The 25,725-nt window shown below is 71.4% G+C and carries 20 protein-coding genes and 1 riboswitch; of the genes, 14 read left to right on the top strand and 6 right to left on the bottom strand.

Annotated elements, in window-relative coordinates; genetic code table 11:
• The first annotated feature begins 157 nt into the window (after positions 1–157).
• Both CDN99_RS11520 and CDN99_RS11515 read left to right on the top strand, forming a co-directional pair.
• Positions 158–1,105, top strand: coding sequence for a M15 family metallopeptidase (locus CDN99_RS11520; protein WP_202820254.1), 948 nt, complete (start codon positions 158–160; stop codon positions 1,103–1,105).
• A 190-nt stretch (positions 1,106–1,295) separates the two neighbouring features.
• Positions 1,296–1,763 carry a hypothetical protein gene (locus CDN99_RS11515; RefSeq protein ID WP_088384996.1) on the top strand — a complete coding sequence of 156 codons (468 nt, stop codon included), beginning with the start codon at positions 1,296–1,298 and terminating at the stop codon, positions 1,761–1,763.
• A 108-nt stretch (positions 1,764–1,871) separates the two neighbouring features.
• Here the strand turns inward: CDN99_RS11515 and CDN99_RS11510 are convergent, their stop codons facing one another.
• The gene (locus CDN99_RS11510) at positions 1,872–3,356 is read right to left on the bottom strand and encodes a short-chain fatty acyl-CoA regulator family protein (RefSeq protein ID WP_088384995.1); all 1,485 of its coding nucleotides are present in this window, start codon (positions 3,354–3,356) and stop codon (positions 1,872–1,874) included.
• A gap of 103 nt (positions 3,357–3,459) precedes the next feature.
• Between CDN99_RS11510 and CDN99_RS11505 the strand changes: the two genes are divergently transcribed.
• From CDN99_RS11505 to CDN99_RS11485, 5 genes are all read left to right on the top strand, one after another.
• Complete coding sequence (locus CDN99_RS11505; protein ID WP_238139484.1) at positions 3,460–3,927, top strand: acyl-CoA thioesterase; 468 nt, start codon at positions 3,460–3,462, stop codon at positions 3,925–3,927.
• 110 nt (positions 3,928–4,037) lie between these two features.
• Positions 4,038–5,198 (top strand): bifunctional 2-methylcitrate synthase/citrate synthase, encoded by a 1,161-nt coding sequence (gene prpC, locus CDN99_RS11500; protein ID WP_088384993.1) that lies wholly within the window; start codon positions 4,038–4,040, stop codon positions 5,196–5,198.
• Between the two features lie 23 nt (positions 5,199–5,221).
• The gene (gene acnD / locus CDN99_RS11495; RefSeq protein ID WP_088385222.1) at positions 5,222–8,026 is read left to right on the top strand and encodes a Fe/S-dependent 2-methylisocitrate dehydratase AcnD; all 2,805 of its coding nucleotides are present in this window, start codon (positions 5,222–5,224) and stop codon (positions 8,024–8,026) included.
• Positions 8,027–8,122: 96 nt separating this feature from the next.
• Positions 8,123–9,385 (top strand): 2-methylaconitate cis-trans isomerase PrpF, encoded by a 1,263-nt coding sequence (gene prpF / locus CDN99_RS11490; RefSeq protein WP_238139482.1) that lies wholly within the window; start codon positions 8,123–8,125, stop codon positions 9,383–9,385.
• Between the two features lie 127 nt (positions 9,386–9,512).
• Positions 9,513–10,376, top strand: a complete 864-nt coding sequence (locus CDN99_RS11485; RefSeq protein WP_088384992.1) for an isocitrate lyase/PEP mutase family protein — start codon at positions 9,513–9,515, stop codon at positions 10,374–10,376.
• A 209-nt stretch (positions 10,377–10,585) separates the two neighbouring features.
• On the opposite strand, the gene CDN99_RS11480 is transcribed toward CDN99_RS11485, so the two are convergent.
• Together CDN99_RS11480 and CDN99_RS11475 are read right to left on the bottom strand one after the other, a co-directional pair.
• Positions 10,586–10,846 carry a YdaS family helix-turn-helix protein gene (locus tag CDN99_RS11480; protein ID WP_088384991.1) on the bottom strand — a complete coding sequence of 87 codons (261 nt, stop codon included), beginning with the start codon at positions 10,844–10,846 and terminating at the stop codon, positions 10,586–10,588.
• 105 nt (positions 10,847–10,951) lie between these two features.
• Positions 10,952–11,629: a hypothetical protein gene (locus tag CDN99_RS11475; protein ID WP_088384990.1), complete on the bottom strand. Its 678-nt coding sequence runs from the start codon at positions 11,627–11,629 to the stop codon at positions 10,952–10,954.
• 168 nt (positions 11,630–11,797) lie between these two features.
• Here CDN99_RS11475 and CDN99_RS11470 point away from each other — a divergent pair, with 168 nt between their 5' ends.
• On the top strand, positions 11,798–12,445 hold the full coding sequence (locus tag CDN99_RS11470) for a phosphohydrolase (protein WP_088384989.1): 648 nt from the start codon (positions 11,798–11,800) through the stop codon (positions 12,443–12,445).
• Between the two features lie 34 nt (positions 12,446–12,479).
• On the opposite strand, the gene CDN99_RS11465 is transcribed toward CDN99_RS11470, so the two are convergent.
• Complete coding sequence (locus tag CDN99_RS11465) at positions 12,480–14,375, bottom strand: TonB-dependent receptor domain-containing protein (RefSeq protein WP_088384988.1); 1,896 nt, start codon at positions 14,373–14,375, stop codon at positions 12,480–12,482.
• Positions 14,376–14,450: 75 nt separating this feature from the next.
• Positions 14,451–14,708, bottom strand: a riboswitch (cobalamin riboswitch).
• Positions 14,709–15,050: 342 nt separating this feature from the next.
• Here CDN99_RS11465 and CDN99_RS11460 point away from each other — a divergent pair.
• The 5 genes from CDN99_RS11460 to mmsB all read left to right on the top strand — a co-directional run bounded on the left by CDN99_RS11460 (position 15,051) and on the right by mmsB (position 21,007).
• On the top strand, positions 15,051–16,559 hold the full coding sequence (locus tag CDN99_RS11460; RefSeq protein ID WP_088384987.1) for a CoA-acylating methylmalonate-semialdehyde dehydrogenase: 1,509 nt from the start codon (positions 15,051–15,053) through the stop codon (positions 16,557–16,559).
• 7 nt (positions 16,560–16,566) lie between these two features.
• Positions 16,567–17,727, top strand: coding sequence for an acyl-CoA dehydrogenase family protein (locus CDN99_RS11455; protein WP_088384986.1), 1,161 nt, complete (start codon positions 16,567–16,569; stop codon positions 17,725–17,727).
• Between the two features lie 154 nt (positions 17,728–17,881).
• Complete coding sequence (locus CDN99_RS11450) at positions 17,882–18,688, top strand: enoyl-CoA hydratase (protein WP_088385220.1); 807 nt, start codon at positions 17,882–17,884, stop codon at positions 18,686–18,688.
• A 95-nt stretch (positions 18,689–18,783) separates the two neighbouring features.
• Positions 18,784–19,947, top strand: a complete 1,164-nt coding sequence (locus CDN99_RS11445) for an enoyl-CoA hydratase/isomerase family protein (RefSeq protein ID WP_088385219.1) — start codon at positions 18,784–18,786, stop codon at positions 19,945–19,947.
• A gap of 124 nt (positions 19,948–20,071) precedes the next feature.
• Entirely contained in the window at positions 20,072–21,007 is a 936-nt protein-coding gene (gene mmsB, locus CDN99_RS11440) for a 3-hydroxyisobutyrate dehydrogenase (RefSeq protein ID WP_259374717.1), read from the top strand.
• 91 nt (positions 21,008–21,098) lie between these two features.
• On the opposite strand, the gene CDN99_RS11435 is transcribed toward mmsB, so the two are convergent.
• Positions 21,099–22,022 (bottom strand): LysR family transcriptional regulator, encoded by a 924-nt coding sequence (locus CDN99_RS11435; protein WP_088384984.1) that lies wholly within the window; start codon positions 22,020–22,022, stop codon positions 21,099–21,101.
• Between the two features lie 96 nt (positions 22,023–22,118).
• On the opposite strand from CDN99_RS11435, the gene metE reads away from it, so the two are divergent.
• Positions 22,119–24,452 carry a 5-methyltetrahydropteroyltriglutamate--homocysteine S-methyltransferase gene (gene metE / locus CDN99_RS11430; protein WP_088384983.1) on the top strand — a complete coding sequence of 778 codons (2,334 nt, stop codon included), beginning with the start codon at positions 22,119–22,121 and terminating at the stop codon, positions 24,450–24,452.
• A 156-nt stretch (positions 24,453–24,608) separates the two neighbouring features.
• Here metE and CDN99_RS11425 read toward each other — a convergent pair whose 3' ends face one another.
• Entirely contained in the window at positions 24,609–25,586 is a 978-nt protein-coding gene (locus CDN99_RS11425) for a GMP reductase (protein ID WP_088384982.1), read from the bottom strand.
• Between the last annotated feature and the right edge of the window lie 139 nt (positions 25,587–25,725).

Raw genomic sequence — 25,725 nt, 5'->3', positions numbered from 1 at the left:
GCCGGTCGACACGCCCGACTCTTTCGGCGGGCCTGAGCCGGCCGGCACGTCCCGGCCATCCGTCGGGCTGACCGGCCGAGGTGACCTTGGTCAATGTCCTCGCCGACCGTGGCGCCGCAGAATTTCCTTCGCCATCCGCTCTATCGAGGATCTTCGCGTGCAAGCCCATCTCACAGCCTCCGTCGGCGCCGCCGGCGCGAACCGCAAGCCCGACGTCGAATCCGTGCAACGGCTGCTCGTCGCCCAGCACCTGTACCGCGGCCGTGTCGACGGCCTGTGCGGCCCGCTGACCGTCGACGGCATCCTGCGTTTCCAGCACGGCTTCATGGGCAAGCCCGATGGCCGCGTGGACCCCAACGGCCGCACGCTGCGCCGCCTGGCGACCGCTGGCGCCGGCGCCGACGCGTCCACGAGCCCCGCCGCGGCGCGCCCCGCCGCCACGTCCAGCCCGGCGCGGCCGCAGCTGTCCGCCGCCTCGGCCGCGAGCAGCGCCGCGCCGCGGCCGGCCTCGACGCCCGCGGCCACACCCGCGTCGGTGCCGGCCGCGGCCGCTTCGGCCAACACGCTGCTGACCCGCACCGTGCCGCGTCCGGAAGCGCACGCGCTCAATCCGGGCCTCGTGGCGGTGTCGTCGTCCTTCATGGTCCAGACGCTGGGCCAGCCGCGCCATTCGTACTCGCAGGACTGCCAGCCGCTGACGAACGAGAAGCTCAAGAAGCACATCGTCAGCCGCTCGCTGGGCCGCTTCAAGGTCACCGGCCTGGATCTGGCCGTCGAGAGCCTGCAGGCCGCGATGGAAGACATTCGCAAGGAGCAACCAGCCGTCTACGACGCGCTGGGCACCGCCGGCATGCTGTGCTGCCGCAACATCCGCGGCTCGACGACGGGCATCTCGAATCACTCGTGGGGCACGGCCATCGACTTCACGCTCAACGGCATCCTCGATCGCCGCGGCGACGGCAAGGTGCAGGTCGGCCTGACGCTGATCGCGCCGATCATGAATCGCCATGGCTGGTACTGGGGCGCGGCCTTCCGCACCGAGGACGCGATGCACTTCGAGGCCAGCCGCTCGCTCATCACGCAGTGGGCGCCGCGCCTGATCTGATCGACCGGCCCGAACGGCCGGCGCCGGCTCCCGCCGGACGCGCGCCGGGCCGGCCCCGCATCGCCGCTGGCGGTTCATGGAGAGCGGCCCGCGCGCCCGCCGCGCCGCGCGGGATCTCCGTTCACCCGCTGTTGCAACCCGGGTCTCGCGCGGTGACGCGCGCGGCCGTCAACGTGGATACTCCGCCGTCATGAATCTCCGCTCGCTCCCGATCTTCCGCGTCCTGGCGCTCGCCGGGATGGTCATGACCGCCGCCTGCCAGCCGTCCGTCGCGGCCTGCAACGTGACGACGCCGCCGGAAGGCTGGGCGGCCGGCAGCGCCCGCTGGGACGGCGCTTGCGCCGGCGCGCAGGCCGACGGCCTGGGCGTGCTCAAGGAGCAGCAGGGCGCCGCCGTCAAGCGCATGTTCCTGGGCCGCGTGCACAAGGGCGAGTTGAGCCTGGGCGTCGTGGACATCCCCGACCAGGGCTTCGCCGCCGGCCGATTCGAGCAAGGCAAGCTCGTGCCGACCGACGACCGCCAGCAGATCATCAAGGCCTTCGACGAAGCCGCGCGCGCGGCCACCGCCGCCGCCGACCGCTTCGAGAAGGCCGGCAACGCCGCCTCCGCGAAGTTCTATCGCGCCAAGGCCAAGGAACTGCGCGAGCAGATGGATTGAGCGGGGCGGCGAGCCGTCGCCGCAACGCCACGGTTTTCCCGTCGTGCAGGCCAGCGTCGCGATGGCACCCCGTGACGCCTCGCTGAATGTCGCGGCAGGTCGCCTGGCCTACCTCGCCGCGTACGGCTCCGCCGACCGCTCGTTCTCATCGATCCTCAACCGCTTGCCCAGCGCCGGGAACGCGCGTTGCGCGCAGCCTTCGCGCTCGCACAGCTTGCAGCCGGGGCCGATGGGCGTGGCGCTGTCCGGGTCGCCCAGATCCAGCCCTTTTGCGTAGACCAATTGGCCCGCGTGCCGCAGGTCGCAGCCAACGCCGACCGCGAACTCCCGCGCCGGTGAGCCATAGCCGCCGGTGGCGCGCACCTCGCAATGGGCGATCCACAGGTAGCTGCGCCCGTCGGGCATGCGCGCGACCTGCGTCAGCACGCGTCCCGGTTGCGCGAACGCCTCGTACACGTTCCACAGCGGGCAGGTGCCGCCGCTGCGCGAGAAGTGGAAGTCCGTCGCCGACTGCCGCTTGGAGATGTTGCCCGCCCGGTCCACGCGCACGAAGAAGAAGGGCACGCCGCGCGCCTCGCGCCGCTGCAACGTGGAGAGCCGATGGCACACCGTCTCGAAGCTCACGCCGAAGCGCTTGGCCAGCAGCCCGATGTCGTGCCGCAGCTCCTGCGCCGCCGCGAGGAAGGGGCGGTACGGCAGCACCAGCGCGCCCGCGAAGTAGCTCGCCAGCCCGATGCGCGCCAGCGCGGCGGCCTCGGGGCTGAAGCTCGCGGATTCGATCAGCCGGTCGATCTCGCCGCCGCATTCGAGGTAGGCGAGCTGCGTCGCCAACTGGAACGCGCGTTGTCCCGGCGTCAGCGCGTCCGACAGCAGCAACAGCCGCTGCGCCGGCTCGAAACGCCGCAGGCGCTCATCCGGCAGCACCTGCACCTGGATACGGTGCGCGGCCATCAGGTGGGACTCCAGCCGCTGTGCCAGGTCTTGCTGCGGCAGGCCCGAGGCCGCGCCCGTGGCGCCGATCGGACCCGCCGCGCCGGCCGTTCCCGCGATGCCCGATGCGCGCGATGAGCCCGGGCCGTCGCCCGCCAGGCTCGCCGCCAACGCTTCCGCCGCGCGGTCCAGCGCGTCCATGTGGTTGTGATGCGCGTAGAAGAAGTCCCGCACCTCCTCGTGCGGGCCGAGGCCGGCGGCCGGGCCGGTGTCCCGCTCGCCGCCGCCCAGGTTGCTCACGCGCTGCTCCGCGCCGCGCGCGCGGCCGTGCAGCCGCAGCATCAGCTGCGCCATGCCCGGCATCTGCTGCGCCAGCGTGCGCAGTTCCGCGTCGGGCACGCCGCCCGGCACCGGCGTCTCCGCGACGATCTCGTGCAGTTGCGCGAAGAGCCGCGCCTCGTCGTCCTCCGAGAAGAACTGCAGGTCCACGCCCAGTGCCGACTGCAGCCGCAGCAGCACCGCGACGCTCAACGGGCGCTCGTTGTTCTCGATCTGGTTGACGTAGCTGGGGGACAGCTTCAGCACCTGCGCGAGCGCGGCCTGGGTCAGGCCGCGTTGCTCCCGCAGGGTCTTGAGCTTCACGCCGAGAAAGGTCTTGCGCATGGTGGTTGGAACTTCGCAAAGTTTGCAATTTCTGGAAATCGCCTTCGCAACTCATTGCCAATTCAGCCATTGAGGGAAGGGCGAGTGGCTGCAAAGATTGCGAATGACGCGACTATCCCACGCCCCCATGGACTGGATCAAGGCCCTGGCCGCCACGCCGGCCAACGAGCTGACCCGCAGCGAGCTCGTGCTGCCGCATCAATCGAATCACTACGGCACGCTGTTCGGGCCGGAGGCGCTGTCGCTGCTCGGCCGCACGGCCTACCTCGCGGGGGCGCGCTTCAGCCGTCAGCCGGTGGTGATGGCCGCCGTGCGCGGCGTCGAGTTCCTGGCGCCGGTGGGCATCGGCGCGCTGCTGCATCTGCATGCGCGGGTGGTGCGGCTGGGGCGCAGCTCGATGACGGTGGACGTGCGCGCGGCGCTGGACGCCGCGCCCGGCCTCAAGCCGCAAGAGGTGCTGCGCGCCAGCTTCGAGATGGTGGCCGTCGACGCCGACGGCCGGCCCGTGCCCATCGAGCCGCGCGAGCCCTTGCCCGAGCCGCTGCCCGCGGTGCTCGACGACGCGCGCTGACCGGCGCCCCGGCGATCGGCGCGCCGACGCAGGCGCCCCTGAGCGCCACGCGTCGCCCACCGATCGCGCATCCCCGATTCACAGCTTCCCGGCCTTCCTGGAGACGCCCCATGACCGACATCCTCGCCACCGCCCCCGGCTTCAAGCCGAAGAAATCCGTCGCGCTGTCCGGCGTCACCGCCGGCACCACCGCGCTGTGCACCGTCGGCCGCAGCGGCAACGACCTGCACTACCGCGGCTACGACATCCTCGACCTGGCCGAGGCCTGCGAGTTCGAGGAGGTCGCGCATCTGCTGGTCCACGGCAAGCTGCCCAACGCGGCCGAGCTGCGCGGCTACAAGACGCGATTGAAGGCGCTGCGCGGTCTGCCGGCGAGCGTCAAGGAGGCGCTGGAGCACCTGCCCGCCGGTGCCCATCCGATGGATGTGATGCGCACCGGCGTGTCCGCGCTGGGCTGCGTGCTGCCGGAGAAGGACGACCACAACCTGGCCGGCGCGCGCGAGATCGCCGATCGGCTGATGGCCTCGCTGGGCTCGATGCTGCTGTACTGGTACCACTGGGCCACGCAGGGCCGGCGCATCGAGGTCGAGACCGACGCCGACTCCATCGGCGGCCACTTCCTGCAGCTGCTGCACGGCCGCAAGCCGTCGGCGAGCTGGGAACGGGCGATGCACACCTCGCTGATCCTCTACGCGGAGCACGAGTTCAACGCTTCCACCTTCACGGCCCGCGTCATCGCGGGCACGGGCAGCGACATGTACTCGTCGGTGGCGGGCGCGATCGGCGCGCTGCGCGGACCGAAACACGGCGGCGCCAACGAGGTGGCCTTTGAGGTGCAGCAGCGCTACGACTCGCCCGACGAGGCCGAGGCGGACATCCGCCGCCGCGTCGAGGCCAGGGAGGTCGTGATCGGTTTCGGCCACCCGGTCTACACCGTCAGCGATCCCCGCAACGAGGTCATCAAGAAGGTGGCCGGGCAACTGTCGCGCGAGGCCGGCACGACCAAGATGTACGACATCGCCGAGCGCCTGGAGCGCGTGATGTGGGACGCCAAGCGCATGTTCCCCAACCTCGACTGGTTCAGCGCCGTCAGCTATCACCAGATGGGCGTGCCCACGGCGATGTTCACGCCGCTGTTCGTCATCGCCCGCACCAGCGGCTGGGCGGCCCACGTCGTCGAGCAGCGCCAGGACAACAAGATCATCCGCCCGAGCGCCGTCTACACCGGCCCCGAGGACCGCGCCTTCGTGCCGCTGTCCGATCGCCAGTGAGGAACTCCGTCATGCCGCAAGCCATGCCGCCAGCTCCAGCGACCGCCACGCCGACCGTGGCGTCGACCTCGACCCCGACCACCCCCGCGGCTCCAATCTCGACACCGACACCGACACCGACACCGACTTCGACTTCAGCCGCGACCCCGCGCGACACGATCGTGTCCACCGCTGCGCTCAACACCGCGCATCGCAAGCCGCTGCCCGGCACCGGCCTGGACTGGTTCGACGCCCGCGCCGCGGTCGAGGCGCTGCGTCCCGGCGCCTGGCCGCGCCTGCCGTACACGGCGCGCGTGCACGCCGAGAACCTCGTGCGGCGCTGCGATCCGGCGATCCTCGACCTGTGCCTGGCCCAGATCGCCGATGGACACGTGGATCGCGACTTTCCGTGGTATCCGGCGCGTGTCGTGTGCCACGACATCCTGGGCCAGACCGCGCTGGTGGACCTGGCCGGCCTGCGCGACGCGATCGCCGACCAGGGCGGCGATCCGGCGCAGGTCAACCCGGTGGTGCCGGTGCAGTTGATCGTCGATCACTCGCTGGCCGTCGAGTGCGGCGGCGACGACCCGCAAGCCTTCGAGAAGAACCGCGCCATCGAGGATCGCCGCAACGAGGACCGCTTCCACTTCATCGAGTGGTGCCGCACCGCGTTCCGCAATGTCGACGTGATCCCGCCGGGGAACGGGATCATGCATCAGATCAACCTGGAGCGGATGTCGCCGGTCGTGCATGTGGACCGCGGCGTCGCCTATCCCGACACCTGCGTCGGCACCGACAGCCACACGCCGCATGTCGACGCGCTGGGCGTGATCGCCGTCGGCGTCGGCGGGCTGGAGGCGGAGAACGTGATGCTGGGCCGCGCTTCGTGGATGCGGCTGCCCGACATCGTCGGCGTCGAGCTGACCGGCCGGCGCCGGCCCGGCATCACCGCGACGGACCTGGTGCTGGCGCTGACGGAGTTCCTGCGCCAGGAGCGCGTCGTCGGCGCCTACCTGGAGTTCTTTGGCGACGGCGTCGCCGGCCTGACGCTGGGCGACCGCGCCACCATCGCCAACATGGCGCCCGAGTACGGCGCCACCGCCGCGCTCTTCGCGATCGACGAGCAGACGCTGGCCTACCTGCGCCTGACGGGGCGCGAGGAGGCGCAGGTGCGGCTGGTCGAGACCTATGCGAAGGCGGCGGGCCTGTGGTCCGGCCAGGGCCAGGACGCGGGTGAACGCGGCAACACGCTGGCCGACGTCGCGTATCCGCGTACGCTGCGCTTCGACCTCGCGAGCGTCGAGCGCAACATGGCCGGCCCGTCGAATCCGCATCGCCGCCTGCCGACCTCGGCGCTGGCCGAGCGCGGCATCGCCGCGCCCTGGACCGAGGCGCCGGGCCGCATGCCTGACGGCGCCGTGATCATCGCGGCCATCACCAGCTGCACCAACACCAGCAACCCGCGCAACGTGATCGCCGCGGGGCTGCTGGCGCGCAACGCGCGCCGTCTGGGGCTGGCGCGCAAGCCGTGGGTGAAGTCGTCGCTCGCGCCGGGATCGCGCACGGTGACGCTGTACCTGGAGGAGGCCGGATTGCTGGCGGACCTGGAAGCGCTGGGCTTCGGCGTGGTCGCTTATGCCTGCACCTCGTGCAACGGCATGTCGGGCGCGCTGGATCCGGCCGTCGAGCGCGAGATCGTCGAGCGCGATCTGTACGCGACGGCCGTGCTCTCCGGCAACCGCAACTTCGACGGCCGCATCCATCCGCGCGCCAGGCAGGCCTTCCTGGCGTCGCCGCCGCTGGTCGTGGCCTATGCGTTGGCGGGCACGATCCGATTCGACATCGAGCGCGACGTGCTGGCCGTCGTCGACGGCCGCGAGATCCGCCTGCGGGATCTCTGGCCCGACGACGAGGAGATCGACGCGCTGGTGCGCCGCTGCGTCAAGCCGGAGCAGTTCCGGCGCGTCTACGAGCCCATGTTCACCATCGCCCCGGCGGCGACGGGCGTGGTGACGCCGCCGCTCTACGACTGGCGGCCACGCTCGACCTACATTCGCCGCCCGCCCTACTGGGAAGGCGCGCTGGCGGGCGAGCGGACCTTGCGCGGGCTGCGTCCGCTGGCGGTCCTGCCGGACAACATCACGACCGACCACCTGTCGCCGTCGAACGCGATCCTGGCGGACTCGGCGGCCGGCGAGTACCTCGCGCGCATGGGCTTGCCGGAAGAGGACTTCAATTCCTACGCGACGCATCGTGGCGATCACCTGACCGCACAGCGCGCGACCTTCGCCAACCCGACGCTGCGCAACGAGATGGTCCGCGACGCGGCCGGCGAGGTCGTCGCCGGCTCGCTGGCGCGGCTGGAGCCGGAGGGCCGCGTGGTGCGCATGTGGGAGGCCATCGAGACCTACATGCAGCGCCGCCAGCCGCTGATCGTCATCGCCGGCGCGGACTACGGGCAGGGCTCGTCGCGCGACTGGGCCGCCAAGGGCGTGCGGCTGGCCGGCGTCGAGGCCATCGTGGCAGAGGGCTTCGAGCGCATCCACCGCACCAACCTGATCGGCATGGGCGTGCTGCCGCTGGAGTTCCCGCCGGGCACGACGCGGCTGACGCTGAGGCTGGACGGGTCGGAGACCTACGACGTGTCGTGGGCCGACGGCGCCGATCCGGCGCCGCGTGCGACGATGACGCTGATCGTCCATCGCCGCGACGGGGGGCGGGTCGAGGTACCGGTGCGGTGCCGGCTCGACACGGCCGAGGAGGTCGCGATCTACCAGGCCGGCGGCGTGCTGCAGCGCTTCGCCCAGGACTTCCTGGCGGCGCGTGAGACCGCGCGGGAGTCGACATGAGGCCCCGTGGCGCCATGCCCGTGGCGCCCCGTGCGCGGGCGGGTGGCGTGGCGCCTGAAGTGGCGCAGGACGATGCATGAGGACGTATGAGGACGCATGAAGACGCAGAGGCAAGGCATGACGACGAATGAAGCACGGCCGTTCCGGCCACAGCTGAGAATCCCCGCGGTCTACATGCGCGGCGGCACCAGCAAGGGCGTGTTCTTCCGCCTGGACGACCTGCCGGCGGGCTGTCGCGAGCCGGGTCCCGCGCGGGACTTGCTGCTGCTGCGCGTGATCGGCAGCCCCGATCCCTACGGCAAGCAGATCGACGGCATGGGCGGCGCGACGTCGAGCACCAGCAAGGCGGTCCTCGTGTCGCGCAGCGCGCGGCCGGACCATGATGTCGATTACCTTTTCGGCCAGGTCGCGATCGACGCGCCGCTGGTGGACTGGTCGGGTAACTGCGGCAACCTGTCGGCGGCGGTGGGGCCTTTCGCGATCCAGGCCGGCCTGATCGACGCCGCGCGCCTGCCGGCCGACGGCATCGCTACGGTCCGCATCTGGCAGGCCAACATCGGCAAGACCATCCTGGCGAAGGTGCCGATGCGCGGCGGCGCGGTGCAGGAAAGCGGCGACTTCGACCTCGACGGCGTGACCTTCCCGGCGGCGGAGATCGAGCTGACCTTCCTCGACCCGGGCGAGGACGACGGCGACGCGGCCGGCGAGGGCGGCGGCGCGTTGTTCCCCACCGGCCGGGTCGTCGACGACCTGCCGCTGCCCGAGGATCTGGTCGCGGGCGGGCGCCTGCGCGCGACGCTGATCAACGCGGGCATCCCGACGGTCTTCGTCGACGCGGCGGACCTCGGCTACACCGGCGCCGAGCTGCAGGACGCCATCAATGGCGACCCGGCGGCATTGCGCCGCCTGGAGGCGATCCGCGCGCACGCGGCGTTGCGCATGGGTTTGATCGGCACGCTGGAGGAAGCCCGCGCGCGGCAGCACACGCCGAAACTGGCATTCGTCGCGCCGCCCGCGTCCTATCGCGCGTCCAGCGGCAAGACCGTCGAGGCCGGCGATATCGACGTGCTGGTGCGAGCGCTGTCCATGGGCAAGTTGCACCACGCAATGATGGGCACGGCCGCCGTCGCCATCGCCACCGCGGCGGCGATCCCCGGCACGCTGGTGTGCGAGGCCGCCGGCGGCGCGGCGCGGGCGGCGGTGCGTTTCGGTCATCCGTCGGGCACGCTGCGCGTCGGCGCGCAGGCGGTGCAGGACGGCGGTCCCGACGGCCCCTGGCGCGTCACGCGCGCCGTGATGAGCCGCAGCGCGCGCATCCTGATGGAGGGCGCCGTGCGCGTGCCCGCCGAGGCGTGCTGACGGCACGGCGGGCACGGCCTTGACCGGGGCGCCCGATCGCGCCCCGGCTCGTCGCCGATCCCGTTCGCGGCCCTGATTCACCGATCACGTTCATCGATCCCGTTTCAACTTCTCGGAGAGACCCCCCATGTCATCGACCCGCAAGACGCTTCGCGCGCTGGTGGAAGCCCGTCGCGGCCTGCTCGTTCCCGGCGCCTTCAACGCGCTGTCCGCCCAGGTGATCGAGGACCTCGGCTTCGAGGCGATCTACGTCACCGGCGCCGGCGTGACCAACATGTGGTTCGGCCTGCCGGACCAGGGCTTCATGGGGCTGGCCGACATCGCCGACCACACCGCGCGCATCCGCGACGCGGTCGAGCTGCCGCTGATCGTCGATGCCGACACCGGCTTCGGCAACGCGCTCAACGTGTATCACGCCGTGCGCACGCTGGAGCGTGCCGGCGCCGACTGCATCCAGCTGGAGGACCAGGTCGCGCCCAAGCGCTGCGGCCACTTCAGCGGCAAGGAAGTGATCTCCACCGAGGAGGCGGTCAGCAAGATCAAGGCCGCCGTCGACGCGCGGCGCGACCCCGACCTGCTGATCATGGCCCGCACCGACGCCTGCGCGACGCAGGGCTTCGAGGCGGCGATCGAGCGCGCGCAGCGCTTCGCCGAGGCCGGCGCGGACCTGCTCTTCGTCGAGGCCGTCACGCAGCCCGAGCAGATCCGCGCGCTGCCGAAGCGGCTGTCCACGCCGCAGCTGATGAACATGGTCATCGGCGGCAAGACCCCGATCACCGATGCCGAGGAGCTGCAACAGCTGGGCTACGGCATCGTGCTGTATGCCAACGCCGCCCTGCAGGGCGCGGTGGCCGGCATGCAGAAGGCACTGGGCGTGTTGAAGACCCAGCGACGCATCGACGAGGACCCCGCGCTGGTGGTGCCCTTCGCCGAGCGTCAGCGGCTGGTGGGCAAGCCGACGTGGGATGAGCTCGAGCGCCGCTACACCTGATCGCGGCCGAAGCCCCTTCGGCCCGCCGCCGTGCCGCCCCTTCGCCCTGCCGTCCCAATCGCCCCAGCGCGTTACCGCGCGCCCCGCGGACGGCAGCGCCGCCGCGAAGACGTCGGGCTGCCGCCGTCGGGGGCGCCACGGCTGTCCATGACCGGATGGCGGGACCGCCGCGGGTGGCGGCCGCCGCCCACGGCCAGAGCCGTCGCGGCCTAGGCGCCCAGGCGTGGCTCGTCCGTTCGGGAGAACGGATTGCGCCGGGGCAGGTTGGCGATCTCTTGCAGTTCCCAGAGCCGGGCCGGGTCCTCGTCGATCAGCGTGGCCATTTCCGGCAGCCGGTCCTTCGGAATCGGCCGCTGGCCGACGCGCGCGCTGCTGACGTGTTGCCGCGGCATGCCCAGGTGTCGCGCCAGCGCGGCCTGACCGCCGCAGGCGGCCACCGCCTTGTCGATGGCTTCTTGCCATGAATGCATAAGCTTTTCCCCACTTCGCGTTGAAGAGGACGCGCCGCACGCGGCCGGCCCGCGGGTCGAGCACCCGCGGAGCCGCGCGTCAGCGCGCCTGTCGTCGGAGCGAGGTCAGGCGCGGGGAGGTCGCTTCAGGGACTTGAGATCGGCGCTGCGCCAGGTCGACGCATCCGGCCGGGGCCAGGGCATGCGGCGCGGATCGGCGTTGCCGTCGGGCAGGGCGACGGCAGCCGGCAGATGCATGGGCAGGTGAAGCCCGGCGAGCGACGCGGACAAGCCGTCGCCCTTGTCGCCGCCGTGGCCGTCGACCGCCACGACGCTGGCATCGGCGGCGGCGTGGACGTGGCGCTCGAACAGGCCGTGGCTGTGCGCGTGCGGTGGCGTGTCGCCATGGGCGGTGGCCATCGCGCGCTGGGCGTCGGCGCCCGCCGCGATCAGGGCGGGTGCCCGGAGCGCGCGTGCCCGGTGGCTCCGTTCATCCGCGAAGTGGGCCTGCGCATGCACGCGCTCGCGCCATTGATGGACGGCGTCGGCCATCCCGGCGAGCTGCTGGACGAGGCCGCTGCGCTGGATCGCCGCGTCGAGCGCCTCGGCGATCCGGGGTGTCTCCGCATGGCGATGCAGCGGCCCCAGGATCTGTAGCACCGCGCCTGAGGCGCCGTGGATCACGAGCGCCACCATCACCAGCCAGACGAGCAACGCGCCCGCGCGGGAGCCCCCGCGTCCGGCGATGCGCCAGCCGGGCGGGCACGCGACGCGCGGGCGAGCCGACTCGGGCGTGCTGGTCATGGGCTGTCGCGAAGATCGAAGAAGAGGGGCACGGGGCGGGGCGGGGTCGTGGCGACCGGCATCCGGTCACCGCGAAGTCAGCGTAGGCGGACGAGATAGCAGGGATGTGACAGATCCGTGGCCCACGTCCCAGGATCCTGGGGCGCGCCAGTCGCTACAGTCGGCCGCATGACCGACAGCCCGCGTGCCTGGATCCGCCTGCCCTCCGGGGCGGCGCTCGACCTGATCAATCCGTCCCCCGGCGCCTGGACCGACGAGGACCTCGCGTTGCGTCTGGCGCGCACCTACCGCTGGGGCGGGGAATCCGTCTGGCCGTGGCCGCTGTCGGTGGCGCAGCACTCGCTGCTGGTGCTGGCGCTGCGGCACCAATGGGCCGAGGACGCCGGCCAGCCGCTGACGACCGCGGCATCGCTCGCGGAGCTGTTGCATGACGCGGAGGAGGGCTTCCTCGGCTTCGACTGCATCTCGCCGCTCAAGCGCGTGCTGGGCGAGCCGTTCCGCATCGTCGGGGATCGGTTGATGCAGGCCATCGCGGCGCGGTATCGCCTGCCCGACTGGGACGCGGACACCTACGCGCTGCACAAGCGCGCCGACAGCATTGCCGCGGCGTCCGAGGCGGTGTTCTGCACCGGCTGGTCGGCGCGGGAGGTGCGCGAGGTGCTGGGCATCACGCACCCGGTGCTGGCCTCGGACCCGCTGCAGGCCCGCTACGGCGGCACGGCGTGGGAGCCGTGGCCGTCGGATGTGGCGGCGCGGCGGTTCCTGGATGAACTACGGCGCCTCACGGCGCCGTCGGACGGGATGGCAGGCGGCTGAAGCGGCGTCGGGGACGCCGCTTCGCGCCCTTCGATCAGAACCCCTTCATGTCATACCGCACGCCCACCCACGCCTGACGTCCCAGGCCCTGGTAGGTGTAGACCGGCTGCACGTCGCGATCGGCGGCGTTGAGCACCTTGGCTTCCAGGCGCCATTGCGGCAGGAAGCGCCAGGTCGCGCGCAGGTCCAGCAGCGCATAGGCGCCCAGGTTGCCCGCGGAGTCGGGCCGCTTGCCCACGTCGGTCAGCGACGCGCCGACACTCCACACGCCGGTGTCGTAATCGGCCGAGACGCTTTCCTGATGCGCGGCGCGGCGGATCAGGCGGGTACCCGTCTTCTCGTCCTTCGCGTCCAGGAAGTCGACCGTCGCGCTCACGCTCAAGTTGCCGATGCGATGCGCGCCCGTCAGCGTCGCGCCTTGCAGCTTGGCCTTGGAGATGTTGTACGCGCAACCGAAGTAGCCGCTCGGGCATTCCTTGCCGGTGGGGTCGGGGTTGTAGCCGATCAGGTTGTCCAGCTTGTTGCGATAGACCGTGGCCGACGCGCTGGTCGCGCCCGATTGCCAGTTCACGCCCAGCTCGATGCTGCGGCCGGTCTCCGGCTTGATGGTCGGGACGCCGTAGAACGGGTAGCTGGTGTCGTTGAAGGTCGGGGCGCGGAAGCTCTTGCCCGCCAGCGCGCGCAGCTTGAGCGTGGAGCTCAGCGCGTAGCTGCCGCCGATCGTGCCCGAGGTGTTCTTGCCATACGCGCTGTTGTCGTCATGGCGCACGCTGGCCTCGACCGCCGCGGGGCCGAACTGGCCCGAGTAGCCGGCGATGTAGCTGTTGGTGTTGCGGTCGAGCGCGCCGACGGTGACGCCTTCGGCCTTTTCCTTCAGGTGCTCGTAGGCCAGCACCACTTGCTGGTCCGGCGCGATGCGCAGCGCGTTCTGCCAGGTGATCTGGTCGCGCGTGGTCTTGAAGCGCGGCGCGTCGGCCAGGCCGCTGACCGAGTCGTCGGTGCCGCGGCCCAGCTGGACCGTCGTCGTCCAGATCGGCGACAGCGTGCCGCGATAGTCGGCGGTGAGCTCGCGCGTCTTGAGCCGGTTGCGGAAGTCGCCGGACGGATCGGCGATGTAGTTGGGCGGACCGCCGAAGACGGCGCTGTCGTACTGCGCGTTCAGGCGCCCTTGCGTCGCGCTGACGCCGACGCGGTGGCCCTCGGCCGGCGTGAAGCCCAGGCGGACGGTGCCCACGGTGCGGGCGAAGCCGTCGCGGTCGGGGTTGAAGGACGAGCTGCCGCTGTCGGCCCGGATCGCGGTCATGCCGTCGCTGGTCTCGCGGCTCAGGCTGGCCGCGTAGTCGAAGCCCGCCTGCGCGCCGCTGATGCCGATGTCGCCCAGGCGCGAGTTGTACTCGCCCACGGCCACGCCGGCGGTGACGTTCAGCGGGCCCTGGCCCTTCTTGGTGAAGATCTGGATCACGCCGCCGACGGCATCGGCGCCGTACAGGCCGGAGGCCGGGCCGCGCAGGACCTCGATGTGATCGATGGTGGACAGGCTCATCGATTCGAAGGCCGCCTGGCCCAGCGAGGCCGAGCCGACGCGCACGCCGTCGACCATCACGATGGTGCCGCTGGTGCTGGTGCCGCGCAGGAGGTAGCCGGCGGTCTGGCCCGGGCCGCCGTTCTGGGTGAACTGCACGCCGGCGTAGCGGCGCAGCACGTCCTGGACGCTGCCGGCGCCGCTGTCGCGCAGCGTGTCGCTGTCGATCAGGACGATGTCGGCGACGCTCTTGCTCAGCGCTTGCGCCTCGCGGGTGCCGATGACGACGACGGGATCGAGCCGGGATTGGGCGAAGGAGACGGCCGGCAGCAGGGGCGCGGCGATCAGCGCGAGCAGCGCGGCACGGGACGTGGCGCGCAGCGTGGCGCGGGGAGCGGAGAGGGACATGGCGGGATCGGAATTCGAGCGGCAGACGTCCGCTTCCCCGCGGGCGCCTGCGACATGGACCCTCGCGCCTGGACGCGGGGAATCCTCCTGTTGGCCGGTATCCGGGCTGTCGGAAGATGAACCCGTGTCGCCTTCCCGGGCGATGACGCCCAGTGGTCTCGGACACGTGCCGCGCGCCGTGCGGACCGGATCGATCCGCGCGCGCCTTCCGCTTACCGTTGCGGGGGCAGCTCAGGTTGGGGCCGCGGCCGTGCGTGGCGCGGCCCTTCCTGATTCCCGTTGAACTGCGCCGGCGGAAAGCCGGGCGCGAGCACCAACGGGCCGGATCATATCGGCGCGTGCGCGTCGGCCTGTGGCATTGGCGCCACCGGCCCCGTGTCCGCGCGTGCTAGCGCCACGCGCGGGCGACGCGCTCGACGCGTCGGACCCCGATGTCGACGGCAGGGCGCGCGCCGCCGCGGCGTCGCGTCCACCGCCGCGCGCGGGGCGTGTCCGAGGCCTTCGCAAACTTCGCGGACGCGGTGCTCCGCGTGCGAAGCCATTCGCCACTTTCCCTTTTCACATCAGCCACTTGCGGCATCGCGGCGGGGGATTGCCGATAGATTCGTCGGGCGCCTGCACGGCATGCCTTACCGCATCCGGCATCGCCCCCATAACGACATCCGGAGACCCGACATGACCCGCGACGACCTGCCTCGCATCCCCTTGCTGATCAACGGCGAATTCGTCCAGTCGCGCACGACCGAATGGCGCGACGTGATCAACCCCGCGACGCAGCAGCGCCTGGCGCGCGTGCCGATGGCGACGCCGGAGGAGGTCGAGGCCGCCATCGCCGCCGCGCGCGAGGCCTTCAAGACCTGGCGCAAGACGCCGATCGGGCAACGCGCGCGGATCTTCCTGAAGTACCAGCAGCTGATCCGCGACAACATCAAGTCGCTGGCCGCCACGCTGACCGCCGAGCAGGGCAAGACCCTGGCCGATGCCGAGGGCGACGTGTTCCGCGGGCTGGAGGTCGTCGAGCACGCGGCCGGCATCGGCTTGCTGCAGATGGGCGAGCGCGCCCACAACGTCGCCGGTGGCGTCGACACCTACACGCTGCTGCAGCCGCTGGGCGTGTGCGCCGGCATCACGCCGTTCAACTTCCCCGCGATGATCCCGCTGTGGATGTTCCCGATGGCGATCGCCTGCGGCAACACCTTCGTGCTGAAGCCGTCGGAGCAGGACCCGATGGTGACGATGCGCCTGGTGGAGCTGGCGCTGGAGGCGGGCATCCCCAAGGGCGTGCTCAACGTCGTGCACGGCGGCGAGCCGGTGGTGAACGCGCTGTGCGACCACGCGGACATCAAGGCCGTGTCCTTCGTCGGATCGACACGCGTCGGCACGCTGGTGCACGACCGCGCCACCCGCGCCGGCAAGCGCGTGCAATGCATGATGGGCGCGAAGAACCACGCCATCGTGCTGCCCGACGCGCACAAGGACCAGACGCTCAACGCGCTGGCCGGCGCCGCCTTCGGCGCGGCGGGGCAACGCTGCATGGCGGTGTCGGTGGCGGTGCTGGTGGGCGCGGCGCGCGACTGGCTGCCGGACCTGGTCGAGAAGGCGCGGGGCCTGAGCGTCGGCGCCGGCGATTCGGCGACGACGGACGTCGGCCCGCTGATCTCCTGCGCGGCGCGCGACCGCGTCGAGGCCCTGATCGCCCGCGGCGTCGAGGAGGGCGCGACGCTGGCGCTCGACGGCCGGCTGCCGCCGCTGAGCGGGCAACTGAAGGAAGGCAATTTCGTCGGCCCGACGATCTTCAGCGGCGTGAAGCCCGGCATGACGATCTACGACCAGGAGATCTTCGGCCCGGTGCTGTGCGTGGCCGAGGCCGCGACGCTGGACGAGGCGATCGCGCTGATCAACGCCAACCCCAACGGCAACGGCACCGCGCTGTTCACCCAGTCCGGCGCGGCCGCGCGGCGCTTCGAGGACGAGATCGACGTCGGCCAGGTCGGCATCAACGTGCCGATCCCGGTGCCGGTGCCGATGTTCTCGTTCACCGGCTCGCGCGCGTCCAAGCTCGGCGACCTGGGGCCCTATGGCCGGCAGGTGGTGCTTTTCTACACGCAGACCAAGACGGTCACCGCGCGCTGGTTCGACGATGCCAGCACCGGCGGCGTCAACACGACGATCAGCCTGAAGTGAGGGGCCGGTGGACTTCGAGCTGAACGAGCAGCAACGCGCCTTCCAGCAGGCCGCGCGCGACTTCGCCCGCGACGAGATGGCGCCGCGCGCCGCCGAGTGGGACGCGCAGGCCTTCTTCCCGCGTGACACGTTGCGGCATGCCGGCGAGCTCGGCTTCTGCGGGCTCTACGCGCCCGAGGCGGCCGGCGGGCTGGGCCTGCCGCGGCTGGACGCGACGCTGGTCTTCGAGGAACTGGCCGCGGCGTGCCCGTCGACGACGGCCTTCCTCAGCATCCACAACATGGCGACCTGGATGGTCACGAGCTTCGCGCGCCCCGAGGTGGCCGCGATGTGGGGCCCGTCGCTGTGCGGCGGGCAGCGGCTGGCGTCGTACTGCCTGACCGAACCCGGCGCCGGATCGGATGCCGCGTCGCTGCGCACGACGGCGCGCCGCGACGGCGACGACTACGTCATCGACGGCGGCAAGGCCTTCATCTCCGGCGCCGGCGCGACCGACGTGCTGGTGGTGATGGCGCGCACCGGCGGGCCGGGCGCGGACGGGATCTCCGCCTTCCTGGTCGAGGCCGACCGGCCCGGCATCGCCTACGGCCGCAAGGAAGACAAGATGGGCTGGAACAGCCAGCCCACCCGCGCCATCGCGTTCGATGGCGTGCGCGTGCCCGCGTCGCAGTTGCTGGGCGAGGAGGGGCAGGGCTTCCGCATCGCGATGAAGGGGCTGGACGGCGGGCGCATCAACATCGCCTGCTGCTCGGTGGGCGCGGCGCAGGCCGCGTTGACCGCGGCGCAGCGCCACCTGCACGAGCGTCGCCAGTTCGGCCGCCCGCTGGCGGACTTCCAGGCGCTGCAGTTCAAGCTGGCCGACATGGCCACCGAGCTGGTCGCCGCGCGGCAGATGGTGCGGCTGGCCGCGGCCCGGCTCGACGGCGGATCGCCGGACGCGCAGGTCTATTGCGCGATGGCCAAGCGGCTGGCGACGGACATCGGCTTCACCGTCTGCAACGAGGCGCTGCAGATCCACGGCGGCTACGGCTACATCCGCGAGTACCCGCTGGAACGCTATCTGCGCGACACGCGCGTGCATCAGATCCTCGAAGGCACCAACGAAATCATGCGCGTCATCGTCGCGCGCCGGATGCTGCAGGACCACGCGCCCGAGACGATCCGCTGAGCGGCGTCCGGCGACCCGCCTGCGTTGGCGTCGATCCGGCCTGTCTTGCCCAGCGCCTGCCGTGAGCCTCGCGGACCTCGTCGACCGTCGCGTGCCCTTTCCCCCGCATCTCCTGCTTCACCCTCTGCCCAAGGCGAACCTCATGACCGCTCCCATGACCGATCCCCAAGACACGACAAGCGCAGGCCACGCCGGACTGCGCCTGGCGCGGCGCGGCGCGACCGCGGTCGTCACGCTGACCAACCCGCCCGCGCACACCTGGACGGCCGAGAGCCTGGCGGCCCTGACGCGCCTGATCGGCGACCTGAACCGCGACGATGCCATCCGCGCGCTGGTCATCACCGGCGAGGGCGAGAAGTTCTTCAGCGCCGGGGCCGACCTCAAGCTGTTCGCCGATGGCGACAAGGGCCGCGCCGCGACGATGGCCAGGCGCTTCGGCGATGCCTTCGAGGCGCTGGCCGGTTTTCGGGGCGTGAGCATCGCCGCCATCAACGGCTACGCGATGGGCGGCGGGCTGGAATGCGCGCTGGCCTGCGACCTGCGCATCGTCGAGCCGCACGCGGTGCTCGCGTTGCCGGAAGCCAGCGTCGGTCTGCTGCCCTGCGCGGGCGGCACGCAGTGGCTGAGCTGGACCGTCGGCGAGAGCTGGGCCAAGCGCATGGTGTTGCTGGGCGAGCGCGTCGATGCCGAGACCGCGCTGCGCATCGGCCTGGCCGATGACCGCGCGCCCAAGGGCGAATCGCTGGCGGCGGCGCTGCGGTGGGCCGAGCGGGCGCAGGGGCAGAGCCCCGGCAGCGTGGCGGCCTGCAAACGCCTGATCCAGGGCGCGCGCTCGGCGCCGGCGGCATCGCAGCTCGTGGCCGAGCGCGAGGCGTTCGTGGCGCTCTTCGATACCGAGGATCAGCGTGAGGGCGTGCAGGCGTTCCTCGGCAAGCGCAGCCCGCGATGGCGCAACGGCTGATCCGCCGGCCCGCTGACTGGCCCCCTGACCGCCGAGCGGCGGCACCGCCAGTCGGTCCGAGAAACGACATTCCCCTCACGATGGAGATGCGGACGATGAGTCCCACGAACGAGCCCCAACCTGTCGAGCACGCGTCCGCCGCAGACGCGCCGGTGCTGTTTCGGACGCTGCTGACGGCGTCCGGCCACCGCTTCGGCCATGCGACGCTGAACGCGCCCGCCAGCCTGAATGCGCTGACGCTGCCGATGGTCGACGCGCTGCAGGCGCGACTGAGCGCCTGGGCCGACGATCCCGGCATCGCCGGCGTGGTGCTCGACGGCGGCGGCGAAAAGGCCTTCTGCGCGGGAGGCGACGTCGTCGGCCTGCACCGCGCGATGCGGGCCGCCGGTGCCGGCAACGTGCCCCGCGATGCCGCTGATTTCTTCGAGCGCGAATACCGCCTCGACCATGCGATCCATCGTTATCCGAAGCCGCTGCTGGCATGGGGCCACGGCATCGTGATGGGCGGCGGCATCGGGCTGATGGCGGGTGCTTCGCACCGGGTGGTGACGCCGCGCAGCCGGCTTGCGATGCCGGAGATCACGTTGGGGTTGTATCCCGATGTCGGCGGGAGCTGGTTCCTGTCGCGGCTGCCGGGACGCACGGGGCTGTTCCTCGCGCTGACCGGCGCGCCGCTGAACGCGGCGGATGCGCTGTGGTCGGGCCTGGCCGACCACGCCGCGCGGGCGGAGGATCACGGCGCCTTGCTGGAGGCGATCGCCGCCGCGCGCTGGACCGGCGAGCACGCCGCCGACGCCGAGCGGCTCGACGACGTGCTGCGCGCGCTGCCGGCGCCGGAGCTGGCGCCTTCCGCGCTGCGGCGACACCGTGACCGCATCGATGCGTTGATCGGCCCGCACGATGGGCTGGCGACGATCGCCCCGCGCTTGCGCTCGCTCGCCGGCGAGGACGATCCGTGGCTGGCTCAGGCCGGCGGCGCGTTCCAGAAGGGATCCCCCACGTCGGCGGCGCTGGCCATCGCGTTGCAGCGCCGGCTGCGGCATGCCTCGCTCGCCGAGGTGTTCCGGGTGGAGTACCAGGCTTCGGTAGGCTGCTGCGTCTTCCCCGACTTCGCCGAGGGCGTGCGCGCGCTGCTGATCGACAAGGACAAGTCGCCGCGCTGGCAGCCCGCGTCCGTCGAGGACGGCGGCGAGGCGCTCGTCGACGCGGTGCTGGCGCCTCGCTTCGACGGGCCGCATCCACTGGCCGATCTGAGCTGATCACTCGTCAAGGCATCGAAGCATCAGAGCGACAAGGCCGCAGGGCAGCAGGGCAGCAGGGCAGCAGGGCAACTGGGCAGCAGGGCAGCCCAGCGGCAGGGCGGCAAGACACCGACACCGAAACATCCAGGAGACAAACGACATGAGCGACGCATCCACGAGTAACGCTGGCGAGCGCATCGCCTTCATCGGCCTGGGGCACATGGGCGGGCCGATGGCGGCCAACCTGGCCAAGGCCGGCCACGCCGTCGCCGCCTTCGACCTGAGCGAGGCCGCGCTGCAGCGGGCCCGCGAGGCCGGTGTGACGATCGCCCCCTCGGCCGCGGCGGCGGTGGAGGGCGCGTCGGTGGTGATCTCGATGTTGCCGGCGAGTCGGCACGTCGAGGCGCTTTACCTGGGCGACGGCGATCTGCTCGCACGGCTGCCCGCCGGCACGCTGGTCATCGACTGCAGCACGATCGCGCCCGCCTCCGCGCAGCGCGTGGCGCAGGCGGCGAAGGCACGCGGCGTGGCGATGCTCGACGCGCCGGTCTCCGGCGGCACGGCCGGCGCCGCGGCGGGCACCCTGACCTTCATCGTCGGTGGCGAGCCCGCGGTGCTGGAGCGCGCCCGGCCGGTGCTGTCGGCGATGGGCCGGAACATCTTCCACATGGGCGATGCCGGCGCGGGACAGGTGGCCAAGCTGTGCAACAACATGGCGCTGGGCGTGATCATGGCCGTCACCGGCGAGGCCCTGGCGCTGGGCGTCGCGCACGGCCTCGATCCGGCGGCGCTGTCCGGGATGATGGCCGTCAGCACCGGCCGCAGCTGGGCGACGGAGGTCTGCAATCCCTGGCCCGGCGTGCTGCCCAACGCGCCCGCGTCGCGCGGCTACAGCGGCGGTTTCGGCAACGACCTGATGCTCAAGGACCTGGGGCTGGCGGTGGAAGCGGCACTCGGCGTCGGCGCGGCGGTGCCGCTGGGCGAGCTGGCGCGCAACCTCTATGCGCTGAACCAGCGCGCGGGACGCGGCGGGCTGGATTTCTCCAGCGTGCAGCAGTTGCTGGTGAAGGGCGAGTGATCGGGGTTGACGACATTCCGATGCCTCCACGGGCCGGGCCGCGTCGGTCTGACGACAGCCCCGGCAGCCGACGCCCGCGCCGGCGGGACGCTCACAGCAGGCTCACCCCGCCCAGGTTCAGCAGCGACGTCTCCCGCATGATCCGCACGAAGTCGGTCATGAACGGCTTGGCCGCCAGACGCTCGGTGCTGACGGCGTAGAGGCGCCCGGTCAGGCCGCCTTCGCCGATGCGTTGCCGGGCGACGTAGCCCCGCGCCAGGTAGTGCTCCACCGCCCAGATCGGCAGCGCCGCGAAACCCCGGCCGCTGGCCACCAGTTGCAGCATCGCCACCGTCAGCTCGCTGGTGCGCCGCGGCGGCGTGATGCCGGCCGGTTGCAGGACGCGGCGGACGAGGTCCAGCATTTCGTCGGGCACCGGGTAGGTGATCAGCGTCTGGTCGGCGAAGTCCGCCGCTTCCATCCACGGCTTGGCCAGCAGCGCATGCCCCTTGGGCAGCAGCGCGACGATCTCGAAGCTGAACAGCGGGTGCACCGCCACGCCAGTCTCGTCCGGGTCGACGTCCGACACGATGGCCAGCTCCGCGCGGTCCTGATGCAGCAGCCCGACCGGATCGGCCTGGAAGCCGGACACGATGTCCAGCTCCACCTCCGGCCACCGCTCGCGGAAGGCATCCATCGCCGGCATCAGCCAGTCGAAGCAGGTGTGGCACTCGACGGCGATCCGCAGTTGGCCGGCCGACCCTTCCACCAGCCGCCGCACGTCCCGGTCCGCCTCGTCGATCTGCGGCAGCACCAGCGCCGCGAGCTTCAGCAGCCGCTGCCCGACCACGCCGAACATCAGCGGGCTGGACTTGCGCTCGAAGAGCTCGGCGCCGTAATGCTCCTCCAGGCCCTTGAGCTGGTGCGAGAGCGCCGACTGGGTCAGGTTCAGCAACTGGGCGGCGCGGGACAGGTTGCCGGCCTCGCGCAGCGCGAGCAGCGTGCGCAGGTGGCGCAACTCCAACGGGGTTTGCATGAGCGATCCTAATGATCAATCCGAAAAACTTTCGTTTGAATCATAGTCGTCAACACCGGATCATTCATCATTCTGTTCAACATCAACGAGAACAACATGATTCGGACTCATGTGCTGGGTTTCCCCCGCATCGGCGCGCAGCGCGAATTGAAGGTGGCGCTGGAGCGCCATTGGCGCGGCGAGATCGACGCCGCGTCGCTGGAGGCCACCGGCGCGGAGCTGCGCGCGCGGCACTGGCGGCTGCAGCTGGAGGCGGGCCTGGACCGTGTCGCGGTCGGAGACTTCGCCTTCTATGACCAGGTCGCCAACCTGATCCAGTTGTTCGGCTGCGAGCCGCGCCGCTTCGGTTTCACCGGCCAGGAGGCGCCGTTGCAGCGCTACTTCGCGATGGCGCGCGGCACGACCGCCCATGCCCACGGCGAGGGCTGCGGCTGCGGCGCGACCTCCGGCGAGGGGGCGGCGGCGCTGGAGATGACCAAGTGGTTCGACACGAACTACCACTACCTGGTCCCCGAGTTCGACGGCGCCACCACCTTCAGCCTGAACGCCGAGCGCCTGCTGGCCGAGGTCGACCAGGCGATCGCGTTGCCGGCCAGCCCCAAGGTGGCGCTGCTCGGTCCGGTGAGCTTCCTGTACCTGGGCAAGAGCAAGGAAGAGGGCTTCGATCGCCTGTCGCTGCTGGACAAGCTGCTGCCGGCCTACGAGCAGCTGTTGACCAAGCTCGCCGCGCGCGGCGTGACCTGGGTCCAGCTGGACGAGCCCATCCTGGGACTCGACCTGGAGCCCGCCTGGCAGGAGGCGCTGCGCCGCGCTTACGCCGGGCTGAGGAAAGTCGATCAGCACCTGCTGCTGGCGACGTATTTCTCCCCGCTGGCGGAGAACCTGGCGCTGGCCTGCGAGCTGCCGGTGGCCGGCCTGCATGTGGACGCGGTACGTGCGCCGGAGGAGTTGCTGGAGGTCGCGATGCGCCTGCCGCTCGACCGGGAACTGTCCGTCGGCATCGTCGACGGCCGCAACATCTGGCGTGCCGACCTGGATGCCACGCTGGCCAGGCTGCGCGAGGTGCGTGAGCTGCGCGGCGGGCGGATCTGGGTGGCGGCGTCTTGCTCGCTGCTGCATGTGCCGATGAGCCTGCGCGAGGATGCTTCGCTGGACAACGAGGTGCGCGGCTGGCTGGCCGGGGCCGTCGAGAAGCTCGATGAGCTGCGCATCCTCAAGCGTGCGCTGTGGGGCGACGAGGCGTCGGTGGTCCAGGCGCTGCTGGATGCTCGCGCCGCGCGGCGGTCGCGTGAGAAGAGCCCGCGCGTGCGCCAGCTTGCCGTCGCGCAGCGCCTGGCGGCGCTGCCGCCGGACGCGGACCGGCGAGTCTCCGCCTTCCCGGCGCGCCGGGTCGCGCAGCGTGAACGGCTGCGGCTGCCGGCGTTCCCGACGACGACGATCGGATCGTTCCCTCAGACGCCGGAGATCCGTGCCGCCCGCGCCGCGTTCAAGCGCGGCACGCTCGCCGGCGATGCCTACCGCGACGCGATGCGCGCCGAGATCGAGCACGCGGTGCGGCGTCAGGAGGCATTGGGCCTGGACGTGCTGGTGCACGGCGAGGCCGAGCGCAACGACATGGTCGAGTACTTCGGCGAGCAGCTCGACGGCTTCGCGTTCACCGCGAACGGCTGGGTGCAGTCCTACGGCTCGCGCTGCGTGAAGCCGCCGGTGCTGTTCGGCGACGTGTCGCGGCCGACGCCGATGACCGTCGACTGGACCACCTACGCGCAAAGCCTCACCGGCCGGCCGATGAAGGGCATGCTGACCGGGCCGATCACGATCCTGCAGTGGTCCTTCGTGCGCGACGACCAGCCGCGCGCCGACACCGCGCTGCAGATCGCGCTGGCGATCCGCGACGAGGTCGCCGACCTGGAAGGCGCCGGCATCGCCGTCATCCAGATCGACGAGCCCGCCATCCGCGAAGGCCTGCCGCTGCGGCGCTCGGCGCGCGCGGCCTACCTGGACTGGGCGACGCGCGCGTTCCGCGTGGCGGCATCGCCGGTGCGGGACGAGACGCAGATCCACACGCACATGTGCTATTCGGAGTTCAACGACATCCTTCCCGAGATCGCCGCGATGGACGCCGACGTCATCACCATCGAGACCAGCCGCTCGGACATGGAGCTGCTGCGCGGCTTCGGCGGGGAGGGCGGAGGCTTCCGCTATCCGAATGAGATCGGGCCGGGGGTGTACGACATCCACTCACCGCGCGTGCCGGCCAGGGAAGAGATGCTGCGGTTGCTGCGCAAGGCCGCCGAGGTGATCCCGGCGGAGCAGCTGTGGGTCAATCCGGACTGCGGGTTGAAGACGCGCGGGTGGCCGGAGACGGAGGCGGCATTGCGCCACATGGTGGAGGCGGCGCAGGTGTTGAGGGCGGAGGTCGCGGGTTGAGGCGGAGTGCCTGAGCCTGTTCGACTGCGGTCGGCCTGGCGCGGGCACTCCACGGGGTGAGGGGGCTCCCTCCTGGACCCCCTCACCCCATTCCGGCCCCAACCAGGTGATGGGACTTCCCGGATGAAATCCGGGTGGGGCTGAAGGGGTTTTGGCTCACATGAACAGGTGTTCGCCCGCGTTCTCGCCGCCGAGGACGACGTAGTTCACCTTGCGCAGGTCGGTCAGGGTACGGCCGCCGGCGTAGGAGATGGAGCTTTGCAGGTCCTCTTCCATCTCGCGCAGCGTGTCGGGCAGGTGGCCCTTGACGGGCTCCAGGATGCGCTTGCCTTCGACGTGCTTGTACTCGCCCTTGTTGAAGTCGGACGCGGAGCCGTAGTACTCCTTGTAGCGCTTGCCGTCGACCTCGACGGTCTGGCCCGGGGACTCCTCGTGGCCGGCGAAGAGCGAGCCGATCATGACCATCGACGCGCCGAAGCGGATGCTCTTGGCGATGTCGCCGTGATGGCGGATGCCGCCGTCGGCCACGATGGGCTTGGTCGCGACGCGGGCGCACCACTTCAAGGCCGAGAGCTGCCAGCCGCCGGTGCCGAAGCCGGTCTTGAGCCGCGTGATGCAGACCTTGCCCGGCCCGATGCCCACCTTGGTCGCGTCGGCGCCCCAGTTCTCCAGGTCGATGACGCCTTCCGGCGTGCCGACGTTGCCGGCGATCACGAAGGTGTCGGGCAGCTTTTGCTTGATGTGGCCGATCATCCGCTGCACCGAGTCGGCATGGCCGTGGGCGATGTCGATGGTGATGTAGTCGGCGCCGACGCCGTCGGCCGCGAGGCGGTCGATCAGGTCGTAGTCGGCCGGCTTGACGCCCGCGCTCAGGGACACCACCAGCCCCTTGTCCCGCATCCCGCGGGCGAAGGCCAGGGCGTCCAGGTCGAAGCGGTGCATCACGTAGAAGTAGCCGTTGGCGGCCAGCCATTCGGTGATGGACTCGTCGACGACGGTCTTCATGTTGGCCGGCACCACCGGCAGCTTGAAGCGCCGGGGGCCGAAGTCCACGGCCGTGTCGCATTCGCCGCGGCTGTCCACGCGGCACTTGCGCGGAAGCAGCAGGATGTTGTCGTAGTCAAAGATTTCCATGGTCCAAAGTCGCAATGTCGGGCTGCGTTGATGCAGTGCATGCCCTGGGCTGCGAGCGCTTGACTTCGGACCCGGCGGTTCCGCCCGGCCATGCGCGCGCGAGGATCGCGCGGCACGACGGGCAAAAAAAACCGGGTCC

It is taken from the genome of Roseateles aquatilis (genome assembly GCF_002205645.1).
Lineage (GTDB): Bacteria > Pseudomonadota > Gammaproteobacteria > Burkholderiales > Burkholderiaceae_C > Roseateles > Roseateles aquatilis.
This window is presented reverse-complemented; position numbering and strand designations above follow the sequence as displayed.

What these genes read in the sequence shown, in the direction of transcription:
- CDN99_RS11465 (WP_088384988.1), bottom strand. Translation starts at nt 14,375, where the DNA reads ATGTCCCTCTCCGCTCCCCGCGCCACGCTGCGCGCCACGTCCCGTGCC.
- CDN99_RS11510 (WP_088384995.1), bottom strand. Translation starts at nt 3,356, where the DNA reads ATGCGCAAGACCTTTCTCGGCGTGAAGCTCAAGACCCTGCGGGAGCAA.
- CDN99_RS11435 (WP_088384984.1), bottom strand. Translation starts at nt 22,022, where the DNA reads ATGCAAACCCCGTTGGAGTTGCGCCACCTGCGCACGCTGCTCGCGCTG.
- CDN99_RS11485 (WP_088384992.1), top strand. Translation starts at nt 9,513, where the DNA reads ATGTCATCGACCCGCAAGACGCTTCGCGCGCTGGTGGAAGCCCGTCGC.
- metE (WP_088384983.1), top strand. Translation starts at nt 22,119, where the DNA reads ATGATTCGGACTCATGTGCTGGGTTTCCCCCGCATCGGCGCGCAGCGC.
- CDN99_RS11450 (WP_088385220.1), top strand. Translation starts at nt 17,882, where the DNA reads ATGACCGATCCCCAAGACACGACAAGCGCAGGCCACGCCGGACTGCGC.
- prpF (WP_238139482.1), top strand. Translation starts at nt 8,123, where the DNA reads ATGAAGACGCAGAGGCAAGGCATGACGACGAATGAAGCACGGCCGTTC.
- CDN99_RS11475 (WP_088384990.1), bottom strand. Translation starts at nt 11,629, where the DNA reads ATGACCAGCACGCCCGAGTCGGCTCGCCCGCGCGTCGCGTGCCCGCCC.
- prpC (WP_088384993.1), top strand. Translation starts at nt 4,038, where the DNA reads ATGACCGACATCCTCGCCACCGCCCCCGGCTTCAAGCCGAAGAAATCC.
- CDN99_RS11425 (WP_088384982.1), bottom strand. Translation starts at nt 25,586, where the DNA reads ATGGAAATCTTTGACTACGACAACATCCTGCTGCTTCCGCGCAAGTGC.
- CDN99_RS11480 (WP_088384991.1), bottom strand. Translation starts at nt 10,846, where the DNA reads ATGCATTCATGGCAAGAAGCCATCGACAAGGCGGTGGCCGCCTGCGGC.
- CDN99_RS11460 (WP_088384987.1), top strand. Translation starts at nt 15,051, where the DNA reads ATGACCCGCGACGACCTGCCTCGCATCCCCTTGCTGATCAACGGCGAA.
- CDN99_RS11515 (WP_088384996.1), top strand. Translation starts at nt 1,296, where the DNA reads ATGAATCTCCGCTCGCTCCCGATCTTCCGCGTCCTGGCGCTCGCCGGG.
- CDN99_RS11470 (WP_088384989.1), top strand. Translation starts at nt 11,798, where the DNA reads ATGACCGACAGCCCGCGTGCCTGGATCCGCCTGCCCTCCGGGGCGGCG.
- acnD (WP_088385222.1), top strand. Translation starts at nt 5,222, where the DNA reads ATGCCGCCAGCTCCAGCGACCGCCACGCCGACCGTGGCGTCGACCTCG.
- CDN99_RS11505 (WP_238139484.1), top strand. Translation starts at nt 3,460, where the DNA reads ATGACGCGACTATCCCACGCCCCCATGGACTGGATCAAGGCCCTGGCC.
- CDN99_RS11445 (WP_088385219.1), top strand. Translation starts at nt 18,784, where the DNA reads ATGAGTCCCACGAACGAGCCCCAACCTGTCGAGCACGCGTCCGCCGCA.